Genomic DNA, 12,805 nt, shown 5'->3' on the forward strand with positions numbered 1-12,805 from the left:
CACCGACCACGTCAGCGACGACCCCGGCACCGGGGCGCTGTGGCGGGACGGCCTGTGGCTGCACACCGCCCTCGACCGGCTGCCCACCCAGGTCGTCGGTCCCGGCCACACCCCCGTGCCACCCGTCCACGGCTACCCGCAGCAGCACCCCCAGCCGTCCGCCCACGGCTACCCCCAGAACGCCGCCGGCTGGGCCGGCACCCCGGCCGCCGCTCCCGGCCAGGGGCCCGCCCTCGCCCCCACACCGCCGTACGGCCCGTCCCCGTACGGCTACGGCTCCTCCCCGTACGGCTCCTCCCCGTACGGCTCCTCCCCGTACGGCTCCTCCCCGTACGGGCCGTCTCCCTACGGCGACCCGGGTCCGCAGGCACCCCCGCGCAGGAGCGGGCGCTCGACCGCCGTACTGATCGTGGTCGCCCTGGTCGTCGCGCTCGGTGCGGGCGGATCCGTGTACGCGCTGATGCGGGGCGGCGGGACGGGAACGGGCAACGGCGGCGGCCCCTCGCACACGTCGGCGCCCGCGCCCACGACCCCCGGCCCGAGTACGCCCGCGCCCTCCACTCCGGCCAGTGGGAGCCCCGCCTCGCAGTCGCCCGCCGCCGGCACCGTGCCCGACGCCTACCTCGGTACCTGGACCACCGCCATCGACAACTCCACCGGCCACAACAGCCGTCGCCTGGTCATCCAGCAGGGCGGGGTCGGCGACACGGTGCTCTCCCTGACGGCGGACGGTCCGACGGGCAGCGGCACGTACCACTGCGTCTTCCAGGCGAAGCTCGACCAGAAGCCCACGGCGGACGGGCCGTTGAGGATCGGCCCGTCGACCGTCACCGTCGGCGAGCCCGCGTCGTCGTGCGCACCGGGCGCCGCGACGGAGCTGACGATCCTGCCGGACGGCCGCCTCAAGCGCGTGAACACGAGCAACGGCAACTCCCTGACGTACACGAAGGAGGGCTGACCCGGCTCGCGTGTGGTCGGCCCGCGGTCATCGCGCCTCGGGGGGTCGCTGCCGGGGCATGTTCGGCCTCGCCCCGGGCGGCGGCGCCTGCCTTCCCGGCACCGGTCCCTCCGCCCGCTGCGGGCACACCCCCGCCGACTGGATCCCCGGCGGCGCCGACCCGGTCCGGAACTCCACCATCCAGTCCGCCGTCTCCGCCCGCACCAGTTCCGTCACGTCCTCCGAGAACCGCCGCAGCACCGAGAGGCACCGCTCCGCCGCCTCCCCGGCGGTCCCCTCCGTCGGCCCCAGCACCTCGCGGACGTTCTCCGACGCCCAGTCGAACTGCAGCACCTGCAGCCGCCGTTGCACGGCCTGCGCCGTCGCCACGTCCCTCATCCACCCGGACGTCACCCCGAAGAACCGGTCAGCGGCCAGGCACGCCGCCCCCAGCAGCAGCGACAGATACGCCCACGGCACGGCCCCGTCCGTCACCCCGCCCAGATCGAGCAGCGGCAGCGCGGCTCCGCACACGGCCCCGGCCACGGTGCCGGCACGCAGCGCCCGCGCCGCCCGCCGCTTGCCCGCCCGGTCCGCGAGGTACCAGGCCGCCGTCTCCAGCGCCCGCCGCTCCACCCACCGGTACAGTTCCTCCAGCCGCTCCGCGGGCTGCCCCCAGTCGCCGTGCGGAAACGGCCGCCCCATGAGGTCGCCCGGCCGCAGCCCCGCCGCACCCTCGCCCCGCCCGTCCTGGCACGGACCCTCGGGCTGCATCTCCGGCTGACTCACCCGGCACTCCCTACCTAGCTATGACGATCCGCGACGCACACTCCGTGATGTGCTCGTGACGCATGGTGCTGAAGCGCCGCACCCTTCCTACCGTCCACCGGATGGCCGGACCCCGGGTTCCGCCGCTTTTCCGCCCGGAAGTGGGGCGCGATCGGGGAGAGAGCCACCGCCGATTTCACTCGGAAGAGTGCCGCCGTCGGCCCGGGCGCAGTCCGGACGGACTACCGCAGCGATCGTCCCGGTCACCACGTAGGCTCGTGCCAGGCGGCAAAACCCCGCCCTGACAGCCGTACGAAACCAGGAGCTGATCGTGATTCCCGGTGGTGGCCAGCCCAATATGCAGCAGTTGCTCCAGCAGGCCCAGAAGATGCAGCAGGACCTCGCCGCGGCGCAGGAAGAACTGGCGCGGACCGAGGTCGACGGCCAGGCGGGCGGCGGTCTGGTGAAGGCCACGGTGACCGGCGCCGGCGAGCTGCGCGCCCTGGTCATCGACCCGAAGGCGGTGGACCCGGAGGACACCGAGACGCTCGCCGACCTGATCGTCGCGGCCGTCCAGGCGGCCAACGAGAACGCGCAGACCCTCCAGCAGCAGAAGCTCGGCCCGCTGGCCCAGGGGCTGGGCGGCAGCGGCATCCCCGGACTGCCGTTCTGATCGCGACGGTCACCGGTCGTCCCTTCTAAGAAGGGCGAGCGCCAACTACCGTACGTACCAAGACAGCGAGCCCGGCCGGGCCATGTGCCGGAGCTCCTCGGGAAAGGCAAGTCCGTTGTACGAAGGCGTGGTCCAGGACCTCATCGACGAGCTGGGGCGGTTGCCCGGCGTCGGTCCCAAGAGCGCGCAGCGGATCGCCTTCCACATCCTGCAGGCGGAGCCGACGGACGTACGCCGGCTCGCCCAGGCGCTGCTCGAAGTGAAGGCGAGGGTCCGCTTCTGCGCGACCTGCGGCAATGTCGCGCAGGAAGAGCTGTGCGGCGTCTGCCGCGACGCCCGCCGCGACCCGTCGGTGATCTGCGTGGTGGAGGAGCCGAAGGACGTCGTCGCGATCGAGCGCACCCGCGAGTTCCGGGGGCGCTACCACGTCCTGGGCGGCGCCATCAGCCCCATCGAGGGCGTGGGCCCGGACGACCTGCGCATCCGGGAGCTGCTCGCGCGGCTGGCCGACGGCACCGTCACGGAACTGATCCTGGCCACCGACCCGAACCTGGAGGGCGAGGCCACGGCCACGTACCTCGCCCGCATGATCAAACCCATGGGCCTCAAGGTCACCCGCCTGGCCAGCGGCCTCCCGGTGGGCGGCGACCTGGAATACGCGGACGAGGTCACACTCGGTCGCGCCTTCGAGGGGAGACGACTCCTAGATGTCTGACGCCACGCTGCACTCCACGTCGCAGGACCCGGACGACTTCGCCGTCCAGATCGCGGACCAGATCGAGAGCTTTCTGGTGGCCGTCACGGAGGTCGCCAGGGGTGACGAGCCGGACTCGGCCGTCCCCTTCCTCCTGCTGGAGGTGTCCCAGCTCCTCCTGGCGGGCGGCCGCCTCGGCGCGCACGAGGACATCATGCCGGAGGAGCGCTACGAGCCCGACCCGGGCCCGGAGCCGGACGTCGACGAACTGCGCGAGCGCCTCGCCGCCATGCTCGACCCGGTCGACGTCTACTCCGAGGTCTTCGACCCCTACGAGCCGCGCAAGGCCCCCGTCCCGGCCCGGATCTCCGACGACCTGGCGGACGTCATCACGGACCTGCGCCACGGCATGGTCCACTACCGCGCGGGCCGCACCACCGAGGCCCTGTGGTGGTGGCAGTTCTCGTACTTCTCCAACTGGGGCTCGACCGCGTCCGCGACGCTCCGCGCGCTCCAGTCCCTGGTCGCGCACGTACGGCTGAACCAGCCCCTGGAGGAACTGGACGGCCTCGACACCGACCAGGGCCTCGGCGACGAGATCCTCGCCGAGGAGGCGGGCAGGGTCATGGCCCAGGAGATCGCGAGGCCGCTGGGGCTGCGCCCGGTCAGGTAGGACGGGAGAGCCGTTGCGGTCACAGAACGGCGGGTGTGAAGCTGCGCCCGGCAGCGGCCGAGTCTGTTGCCGATGGGCTGGAGGTAGGCGCCATGCCGGGCCGGAACAACTCCCAGCCACCATCGCCCGGCGCTACGGCGGCAAGTGGCACTCCCCGCCCTCCCGAACCACCGGCCGCCTCCGCGACTCCAAGCTCCACGGCGGCCCGTGCTCCGCATATCCGCCCCGCCCGGACCGCGTTCCTCTCGCGCGTGCCTGCGCAGGGTGACGATGTCGTCGCGCCTCGCGCTGTGACATATCGCACGTTCCGAGTGCGCTGCCCCGGCTCGGGCATGTGCGAGCCTGAGCGGCCGTGCCTCTGTGAGCGGGACATCTCACCATGCGGTATCCCGGAAGGGAAATTCGGTCGCTCGTTAGACTGAGCCGACCGCACTGCATGCGCAGGGGCGGTGAAGAGACGGAATGAGCGAGGAGCGCACGTGGGCCTTGTCGTGCAGAAGTACGGAGGCTCCTCCGTAGCCGATGCCGAGGGCATCAAGCGCGTCGCCAAGCGGATCGTGGAAGCGAAGAAGAACGGCAACGACGTGGTTGTCGTGGTTTCCGCGATGGGCGACACAACGGACGAGCTGATCGATCTCGCCGAGCAGGTTTCCCCGATGCCTGCCGGGCGCGAGCTCGACATGCTGCTGACCGCCGGAGAGCGGATCTCCATGGCACTGCTGGCCATGGCGATCAAAAACCTGGGGCACAAGGCCCAGTCGTTCACCGGCAGCCAGGCAGGTGTCATCACCGACTCGGTCCACAACAAAGCCCGGATCATCGACGTCACGCCGGGGCGCATCCGCACCGCGCTGGACGAGGGCAACATCGCCATCGTCGCCGGTTTCCAGGGCGTCAGCCAGGACAAGAAGGACATCACGACCCTGGGTCGTGGTGGTTCCGACACCACGGCCGTGGCGCTGGCCGCCGCCCTCGACGCCGAGGTGTGCGAGATCTACACCGACGTGGACGGCGTTTTCACCGCCGACCCGCGCGTGGTGAAGAAGGCCCGGAAGATCGACTGGATCTCCTTCGAGGACATGCTGGAGCTGGCCTCGTCCGGGTCCAAGGTGCTGCTCCATCGCTGTGTGGAGTACGCGCGCCGCTACAACATCCCGATCCACGTCCGCTCCTCCTTCAGCGGGCTGCAGGGCACGTGGGTCAGCAGCGAGCCGATTCAGCAAGGGGACAAGCAGGTGGAGCAGGCCATCATCTCCGGTGTCGCGCACGACACCTCCGAGGCCAAGATCACGGTCGTCGGTGTGCCGGACAAGCCGGGCGAGGCCGCCTCGATCTTCCGTGCCATCGCCGACGCCGAGATCAACATCGACATGGTCGTGCAGAACGTGTCGGCCGCGTCGACCGGTCTCACCGACATCTCCTTCACCCTCCCGAAGACGGAGGGGCGCAAGGCGATCGACGCCCTGGAGAAGGGCAGGACCGCGATCGGCTTCGACTCGCTGCGCTACGACGACCAGATCGGCAAGATCTCGCTCGTCGGGGCCGGTATGAAGACGAACCCGGGCGTCACCGCGGCCTTCTTCGAGGCGCTGAGCGACGCGGGCGTGAACATCGAGCTGATCTCGACCTCCGAGATCCGCATCTCGGTGGTGACGCGTGCGGACGATGTGTCGGAGGCGGTCCGCGCGGTGCACACCGCCTTCGGCCTGGACTCCGACAGCGACGAGGCCGTGGTCTACGGAGGCACCGGCCGATGACCCGCCTCCCCCGAGGGGGCCCGGGGCGCACGGGGCGCCCCGGGCGCACGGGGCGCCGATGACGGCGCGGACCGGCAGGCCGACGCTCGCGGTCGTGGGAGCGACCGGGGCCGTCGGCACGGTCATGCTCAAGATCCTTTCCCAGCACGCGGACATCTGGGGAGAGATCCGTCTGATCGCCTCGCCGCGTTCGGCCGGCCGCAAGCTGACCGTGCGCGGCGAGCAGGTCGAGGTCATGGCGCTCGGCGAGGAGGCGCTGACCGGCGTCGACGTGGCGATGTTCGATGTGCCCGACGACATCGCCCGGCGGTGGGCGCCGGTCGCCGCCGCGCTGGGCGCGGTCGTGGTGGACAACTCGGGCGCGTTCCGGATGGACCCGGACGTCCCCCTGGTCGTACCGGAGGTCAACCCGCATGCCGCCCGGGTGCGGTCGCGGGGCATCATCGCGAGCCCCAACTGCACCACGCTCTCGATGATCGTGGCCCTGGGTGCGCTGCACGCCGAGTTCGGGCTGCGCGACCTGGTCGTCTCCTCGTACCAGGCCGTGAGCGGCGCGGGACGCGCGGGTATCGAAACGCTGCGGGCGCAGATGTCGCTGGTCGCGGGCACGGAGCTGGGGACGAACCCCGGCGATCTGCGGCGCGCCGTGGGCGACGGCACCGGGCCGTTCCCGGAGCCGGTCGCGCTGAACGTCGTGCCGTGGGCGGGATCGCTGCGCGAGGACGGGTGGTCCTCGGAGGAGATGAAGGTCCGCGACGAGACCCGCAAGATCCTGGGGCTGCCGGAACTGCGCGTGGCCGTCACCTGCGTGCGCGTGCCCGTGATCACCACGCACTCCGCCACGGTGCACGCCCGGTTCGAGGGCGAGGTCACGGTCGACCGGGCGCGGGAGATCCTGGCGACGGCGCCGGGCGTCGTCCTGTGCGACAACCCGGAGGCGGGCGAGTTCCCCACACCGGCGGACGTGGTGGGCACCGATCCCACCTGGGTCGGCCGGCTCCGCCGCGCCCTGGACGATCCGACCGCGCTCGAACTGTTCGTGTGCGGGGACAACCTGCGCAAGGGCGCGGCGTTGAACACCGCGCAGATCGCGGAACTGGTCGCGGGGGAGCGCGGGACGGCATAGGGCGCCGCCGGTGCCCGCGTCCCCGGGCCGGTCTCCCGCCCTGCCGGTGCCCCGAGGCCAGGAAAACATGCTGGCAGCAGCCAAATCCTTTGTAAGATCTGTTTCGGCCCTGTGGGCCGAAATGGTCCGGACCAGTGGGGCCGGGCCGCTTGAATCGAGGCCGGTCGGCGGCATTCGAAGATTTTTCCCTCCCCGCCCCGCAACCACGCGCAGGGCGGGGAGCGTCTTTGCGGTCGCCCGTCGGGGGGCTGGGCGCCGTCGGATATAGGGGCATAGGGGAAGAGCTGGTACGCATGAGGGCACTTGACGCACGGTCCCGTGTGCTGGGGGGCACACGGCAGGACGTGCAGCGAAATGTGCTGCTGCCTGAGGCAAAAGTGATGCCTGTCGCGTACAACCCCGACGGGGGGATACGTGTCCAACTGGCGTGGCACAGGTACTCGAATTCATCACAGTACGGACACGGGGTGCGGCCCTTCGCCCGCCCCGGCGCCCCCGCATGTCCGGCGCGCTCGGCGGCCTGCCGGTGACCGCGCCCATGTCAGCAGCGCGGCCCGCCCGCATACCGAATCAGCGTGAGGCCGCCGCCGGTACAACGGTCGCCGGCACCACGGTCGACCATCTGACCGAGACCTACCGTGCCCACTACCGCTCCCTCCTGGGTCTCGCCGCGCTCCTCCTGGACGACACCGCGTCCTGCGAGGACGTCGTGCAGGAGGCGTTCATCCGCGTCCACTCGGCGCGCAAACGCGTCCGCGACCCGGAGAAGACGCTCGCCTACCTCCGGCAGACCGTCGTGAACCTCTCGCGCTCGGCCCTGCGCCGCCGCATCCTCGGCCTGAAGCTTCTGACGAAGCCGATGCCGGACATGGCGAGCGCGGAGGAGGGCGCCTACGACCAGCTGGAGCGCGACTCGCTGATCAAGGCCATGAAGGGCCTGCAGCGCCGCCAGCGCGAGGTCCTGGTGCTGCGCTACTTCGCGGACATGACCGAGGCCCAGGTCGCCGAGACGCTGGGGATATCGCTGGGGTCGGTGAAGGCGTACGGCTCACGAGGCATCGCGGCGCTCCGCATCGCCATGGGAGCACCGGCATGAGCGAGTACGAGGAGAGGCGCACCGCCCCCTGGGGGCGCAACTCCCACGAGCGACACGAGCCGTACGCGTGGCACGAGCCGATGGGCCGGCCCGCGCCCGATGAGGACGATCACGAGCAGCACGCTGGGAACGGAACTGTGAACCACCGCCCCGAAGACCAGGACCGGCCCGGAGCCGGACCGGACCGCGCCGCTTCCGACCCGACCGCCGCGGACGGTTCCACCCGGGAGTACGACGGTCTCGGCACGGGACGGGACCGGCTCATGGGGGCCCTCGGGGCCTTTGGGGCCGGGGCGGGGCTGCCGGGGGACGGTTCGGGCGAACTGGCGCTGCGGCGGATGCTGCACCAGGCGGTGCAGGACATCGAGCCGCGTGACGGCACCCTGGAGCACCTGCGGCGTGCGGTGCCCGCGCGGCGGGCCCGCAAGCGCCAGGCCGCGGTCGGCATGGCGGCCGCCGCCCTCTTCATCGGAACGGCCATCCCGGCCCTCGTCCACGTCTCGGACTCCACCGGCTCCGACGCCAATCCGTCCATCGCGGGCGAGGCGTCGCAGGCCCAGGGCGGCACCGGCCAGGGCAAGAACCCGGGCGGCGGATCCGGAGGCTCGGGCGGCTCATCCGGCACCTCCAAGGACCAGACCTCGAACGGCCAGCAGGGCACCGGGGACAAGAGCAAGGGCGCGAGCAACGGGAACACCGGCGGCGCCGACCCCACGGCCTCCACCGATGGCGCCCCCGCGTGTACGGCGGATCAGCTCGGCGGCGCGACCGCCACCGCGGGCACCCCGGACTCCACCGGCACGGTCTACGGCACCTTCCACGTCACCAATGTCTCCACCACAAGCTGCACCGTCCCGGACGGCGGCAGCGTGACCACGGTGGCCCAGGGCGCGGCGGACGCGTCCAAGATCAGCGTCGTCAACCACGCCACGGGCGACGCGGCCACGGGCCTGCCCGACCCTGCCCAGTACGTCGCCTCGCTCGTGCTCAAGCCCGGCGCTGCATACGAGATCAAGTTCGCCTGGGTCCCGTCGCAGACGTGCCCCACCACGGGCGGAACGGGCGGCCCGTCCCCGGACCCGAGCCCCTCGGCGACCATGACCGCCGGCGGCGCGACCACGACCGGCAGCGGCACATCACCCCAGCTGGTCAGGGAGGACGGCGCGGCCGACGGCAGCGTGGCGGTCTCCCACACCCCGCAGGCGGGCTCGGCGGCCTCCACGGCGACCATCCCCAACGCCTGCGCCGGAACGGTCTACCGCACCGGCATCCTGCAGGCGCCCTGACCGGCCACACCCCGCGACCGCCCTCACGTGGCTAGAGGGCGGGCAGCCGCAGTTCGAACAGTGCGCCGCCGAGTGAGGACGTGCGCACCGTCAGTGTTCCGCCGTGCTGCTCGGCCACATCGCGGGCGATGGCGAGTCCCAGGCCCGCGCCGCCGTCATCCCGGCTGCGTGCGTCGTCGAGACGGACGAAGCGCTCGAAGATGCGCTCACGCTGCGTCCGCGGCACGCCGTCGCCGTCGTCCGCGACCCGCAGCACGGCCACCGTCGACTCCCGCGCGAGGGTGACGTCGATCCGGGAGCGGGCATGCCGCTGGGCGTTGTCGACCAGATTGGCCAGGACCCGCGCCAGCTGCCCCCGTGATCCCACGACGTCGACGTCTTCCTCCACGGTGGCGCGGACCGCGATGGTGTCCCGTGCCGCCCGCTGCCGGAGCTCCTCCCGCACCAGCGGCCCCAGTTCCACCCGTCCGTCCGCCCTCGGCCCACCCGCGTCCAGCCGGGCCAGCAGCAGCAGATCGGTGGCCAACCGCTGCAGCCGTACGGTGTCCGCCACCGCGCCGTCGAGATCCAGCAGCCCGGGGTGGGCCGCACCGACCTCCAGCTGGGTGCGCAGGGACGCGATCGGGCTGCGCAGTTCGTGTGAGGCGTCGGCGACAAACCGCCGCTGACGTCCGATCGAGGTCTCCAACGCGGCCAGCGTCTCGTTCGTCGTCCGTGCCAGCCGGGCCACCTCGTCGCCCGAGCCGGGCTCGGGCACCCGGCGGCTCAGGTCCTCGGAGGCGGTGATCGCCGCCATCTCGGCACGGATCGACTCGACCGGACGCAGGGCCCGACGGGTGACCAGCCAGGTCACGCCCCCGACCACGAGCAGGAGGCCGGGAAGGCCGACCAGCATCACGGCCGTCGCGGTGGACACGGCCTCCTGCTCGGCGTCGCGGAGGGCGCCGGCGTGGATGGTGAGGGTGCCGTAGGTCTCCGTGTCCACCTGGGCCGTGGCGAAGCGGTAGTCGGAGGTCCGCCCACGGACCGTGGCGGTGCCCGTCGCATAGGTGTGGCCGTCTTTGACGCGTCCGGGCGCGACCGTCCCGTACTCGGCCCTGTCCTCCTCCGGCTCGTCTTCTCCTCGCTTCTCCGGCCCGTCCTTACCGGGCCGGGGCGCGGGGGAGGCGGTCTTCGGGAGGTCCGGTTCGACCGCGGTGACGCCGGTCCCGGTGATCCTCTGCAGCGCCTCGCTGGCCGCGCGCAGCCGACCGTCCGCATCGACGACCTGGATCGGGTGCTCGCTGCCGTCCCCGAGGTCGAGTTGGTCGAACCGGTGGCCCAACCCCAGGTTGACGGCGACCTCGCGGGCAGCGGACTGCGCCGAGGAGTCCGCCTGCGACATCAGACTCGACCGCAACGAGCCCAGCACTGCGGCGCCCGCCGCGATCAGGGCGACCGCAACGACCAGGGTCGCGCCGAGGGTGGCTCGGGCGCGCACCGAGCCGACGAGACGGAAGGGCCCCGTCATCTGCCCTCCAGCCGGTATCCGGCGCCCCGCACGGTGACGATGCGGCCGGCGCCCAGCTTCCGCCGCAGGGTGCTGATGTACACCTCGACGATGTTCGGATCGCCGTCGTAGGCGAAGTCCCACACGTGCTCAAGGATCTCCCCCTTGCCGACGATCTCGCCCACCCGCAGCGCCAGCTGCTCCAGCACGCTGAACTCCTTGGCGGTCAGGGAGATCTCGTCGCCGTCGAGCTGCACCCTGCGGGCGGCGGTGTCCACCCTGAGCCCGCCCGCCGCTATCACCGGCGACCCGCCCGCCGAACCGCGCCGCCGCAGCAGCGCCCTGATCCTGGCCAGCAGCACCACATAGGAGAACGGCTTGGTCAGATAATCGTCGGCGCCGGTGTCCAGCCCCTCGGCCTCGTCGTACTCGCCGTCCTTGGCGGTCAGCATCAGAATCGGCACATCGTGGCCGGCGGTCCGCAGGGCGTCGCAGACCCGGTAGCCGTTCATGCCGGGCAGCATGATGTCCAGGACGACGAGGTCGTAGGAGCCCTGGGAGGCCCGGTGGAGACCTTCGAGGCCGTTGTGCACCACGTCCACGGCGAGGCCCTCCGCCGTCAGGCCCCTGGCGAGGGAGAGCGCGAGGCGCTTCTCGTCCTCCACTATCAACAGGCGCATGAGGCCAAGAGTGGCAGAACGAAGCTGAAGAACGCTTCAGGTGACTTCAGGTGGGGTTCAGGTGCCCGGCAGCACAGTGGAGCCCTCGCACCAAGCCCACCACGAAGGGAAACCCATGAAGCCGAACATCGTCGTCATCGCCGTCGCCGCGGCAGTCCTGGTCGGCGGTGGCACCGCCACCGCTGTCGCACTGTCGGGCGGGGACGGCAAAGCCCCGCTCAAGCAGTCCGGCGTCCACGTCCCGGGCACCGGCAGCGGCGACCGCGATGACAGCCGTACGCCCGCCGCCGGCCGCCACGACTCCGACGACCGCTACAACGACTCGGACGACCGCGATGACCGCCGTACGCCCAGTGCCGGCGGCCACGACTCCGGCGAGCACTCCGGCGAGCACGACAACGACTCCGACGACCGCTACGGCAGCCGGAACCACAGCGCCGGCGGCCACGACTCCGACGACCGCTCCGGCGACTCCGACCACCGCGGCGGCGCCGACGGCGAGGACTAGGGGGTGTTTCGAAAGTCCTGTGCGGTGCCCGCGGTGTCCGGTGCGTGCTCTCGGCGTGCCGGACGAAAGCCCTCGTACTGGACGTACTCGGGGTTTCGGCCGGTGCGGCGAGTGGGGGTGCCCCCTGCTCGAAGAGCTTGGGGGAGCGTGCCGGGCGCCGTGGGTGCTGTGCGGGACTTTCGAAACACCCCCTAGGGGAAAGCGGCAGGGGGCGGGGGCGGCCGCAGGCCCCCGACGGCTCTCAGGTGCCGGCGGCCCGGGCCGGGCTTTCGCCGGTGGCGGACTGCGGGCCCGCAGTCCCGCCCGCCTCGCCCCCAGGGCCCCCGGCCGTGGCCGCGGACTCCGCGGCCCCCGGCCCGGAGTCCGCTTCCGTGGTCACCAGGCCGAGTTCCGCATCGCGGAGGTACTCCACCTCGCGCCGCAGCAGCCGGAACCACATGAAGACCGTGAAGCCCGCGAAGACGAACCACTCGCCGGTGTAGCCGAGGTTCTGGAACGCCTTCAGGTCCAGGCCCGACCCCTGGGGCGTCGCCGCCGGCACCGCCCTCATCCCGCTGTCGGCCCGGTCGAGGGTGACCCAGGCGTCATACACGTCGTACGGCACCAGGTTCACCAGCGACGCCGAGCTGATGGCCGCCGTCTGGCCGGCGGGCAGCCCCCCGGTCGCCCCGGGACTCTCCGACGCCTGCAGCGCCCCCGTGACGGTGACCTCGCCGCCCGGCGCGGCGGGCGCCTTCGCCGGGTCCACGTCACCCGGCAGCCAGCCACGCACGACCGGCAGCGCCTTGCCGCCGTCGGTTCGCAGCATGGTCAGCACGTAGAACCCGCGCCTGCCGTCCAGCTCCCGGTCCGGCACCAGCAACTGCTTCCCGTACCGCCCCGTGGCCGTGGCCCGCTTTCCGGACGTCGACTGGTCCACCGGCAGGAGCTGGTCAAGCGGCCGGGCCGCCGCCTTCCGGTCCGCCACGGCCTGTTCGCCGGCCGTCCGATGCTCCTGTACCCGGACCTCGAACCGGCTCAGCTGCCAGGACCCCATGAAGATGCAGAAGGGGATGGCCAGCAGCACGAAGACGTTGATCGCCCACCAGCGGGGCGTCAGCAGAAACCGGTACACGCCC

12 protein-coding genes and 1 pseudogene are annotated in these 12,805 nt (G+C 72.1%); 9 read left to right on the top strand and 4 right to left on the bottom strand.

All coding sequences use genetic code 11. The features are described 5' to 3' along the window. Positions 1-958: pseudogene (locus ACFSL4_RS19685) on the top strand (serine/threonine-protein kinase); the annotation flags it as partial. A 27-nt stretch (positions 959-985) separates the two neighbouring features. On the opposite strand, the gene ACFSL4_RS19690 reads toward ACFSL4_RS19685, so the two are convergent. Beyond that, complete coding sequence (locus ACFSL4_RS19690) at positions 986-1,726, bottom strand: SLATT domain-containing protein (protein ID WP_381084392.1); 741 nt, start codon at positions 1,724-1,726, stop codon at positions 986-988. A 310-nt stretch (positions 1,727-2,036) separates the two neighbouring features. Between ACFSL4_RS19690 and ACFSL4_RS19695 the strand changes: the two genes are divergently transcribed. The 7 genes from ACFSL4_RS19695 (at position 2,037) to ACFSL4_RS19725 (ending at position 9,010) form a co-directional block, all read left to right on the top strand. After that, complete coding sequence (locus tag ACFSL4_RS19695; RefSeq protein ID WP_381084394.1) at positions 2,037-2,378, top strand: YbaB/EbfC family nucleoid-associated protein; 342 nt, start codon at positions 2,037-2,039, stop codon at positions 2,376-2,378. 115 nt (positions 2,379-2,493) lie between these two features. Next, complete coding sequence (recR, locus tag ACFSL4_RS19700; protein ID WP_381084396.1) at positions 2,494-3,093, top strand: recombination mediator RecR; 600 nt, start codon at positions 2,494-2,496, stop codon at positions 3,091-3,093. Further along, positions 3,086-3,745, top strand: coding sequence for a DUF5063 domain-containing protein (locus ACFSL4_RS19705; RefSeq protein WP_381084398.1), 660 nt, complete (start codon positions 3,086-3,088; stop codon positions 3,743-3,745). The genes recR and ACFSL4_RS19705 overlap by 8 nt, the downstream gene beginning before the upstream one ends. 479 nt (positions 3,746-4,224) lie before the next feature. Further along, positions 4,225-5,502 carry an aspartate kinase gene (locus ACFSL4_RS19710; RefSeq protein ID WP_381084400.1) on the top strand — a complete coding sequence of 426 codons (1,278 nt, stop codon included), beginning with the start codon at positions 4,225-4,227 and terminating at the stop codon, positions 5,500-5,502. 58 nt (positions 5,503-5,560) lie between these two features. Further along, positions 5,561-6,628 carry an aspartate-semialdehyde dehydrogenase gene (locus ACFSL4_RS19715; protein ID WP_381084402.1) on the top strand — a complete coding sequence of 356 codons (1,068 nt, stop codon included), beginning with the start codon at positions 5,561-5,563 and terminating at the stop codon, positions 6,626-6,628. A gap of 499 nt (positions 6,629-7,127) precedes the next feature. Beyond that, entirely contained in the window at positions 7,128-7,724 is a 597-nt protein-coding gene (locus tag ACFSL4_RS19720) for a SigE family RNA polymerase sigma factor (RefSeq protein ID WP_381084404.1), read from the top strand. Next, complete coding sequence (locus ACFSL4_RS19725; protein WP_381084406.1) at positions 7,721-9,010, top strand: hypothetical protein; 1,290 nt, start codon at positions 7,721-7,723, stop codon at positions 9,008-9,010. The genes ACFSL4_RS19720 and ACFSL4_RS19725 overlap by 4 nt, the downstream gene beginning before the upstream one ends. A 31-nt stretch (positions 9,011-9,041) precedes the next feature. Here the strand turns inward: ACFSL4_RS19725 and ACFSL4_RS19730 are convergent, their stop codons facing one another. Continuing rightward, the gene (locus tag ACFSL4_RS19730) at positions 9,042-10,520 is read right to left on the bottom strand and encodes a sensor histidine kinase (RefSeq protein ID WP_381084408.1); all 1,479 of its coding nucleotides are present in this window, start codon (positions 10,518-10,520) and stop codon (positions 9,042-9,044) included. Next, a complete protein-coding gene (locus ACFSL4_RS19735) occupies positions 10,517-11,179 on the bottom strand; it encodes a response regulator transcription factor (protein WP_381084410.1) in 663 nt (220 codons plus the stop codon). The genes ACFSL4_RS19730 and ACFSL4_RS19735 overlap by 4 nt, the downstream gene beginning before the upstream one ends. 115 nt (positions 11,180-11,294) lie before the next feature. On the opposite strand from ACFSL4_RS19735, the gene ACFSL4_RS19740 reads away from it, so the two are divergent. Then, positions 11,295-11,687, top strand: coding sequence for a hypothetical protein (locus tag ACFSL4_RS19740; protein ID WP_381084412.1), 393 nt, complete (start codon positions 11,295-11,297; stop codon positions 11,685-11,687). Positions 11,688-11,928: 241 nt separating this feature from the next. Here ACFSL4_RS19740 and ACFSL4_RS19745 read toward each other — a convergent pair whose 3' ends face one another. Then, positions 11,929-12,801, bottom strand: coding sequence for an SURF1 family protein (locus tag ACFSL4_RS19745; protein ID WP_381084414.1), 873 nt, complete (start codon positions 12,799-12,801; stop codon positions 11,929-11,931). Between the last annotated feature and the right edge of the window lie 4 nt (positions 12,802-12,805).

The sequence above is a fragment of the Streptomyces caeni genome (assembly GCF_042678285.1).
In the GTDB taxonomy this organism is placed as follows: Bacteria; Actinomycetota; Actinomycetes; order Streptomycetales; family Streptomycetaceae; genus Streptomyces; species Streptomyces caeni.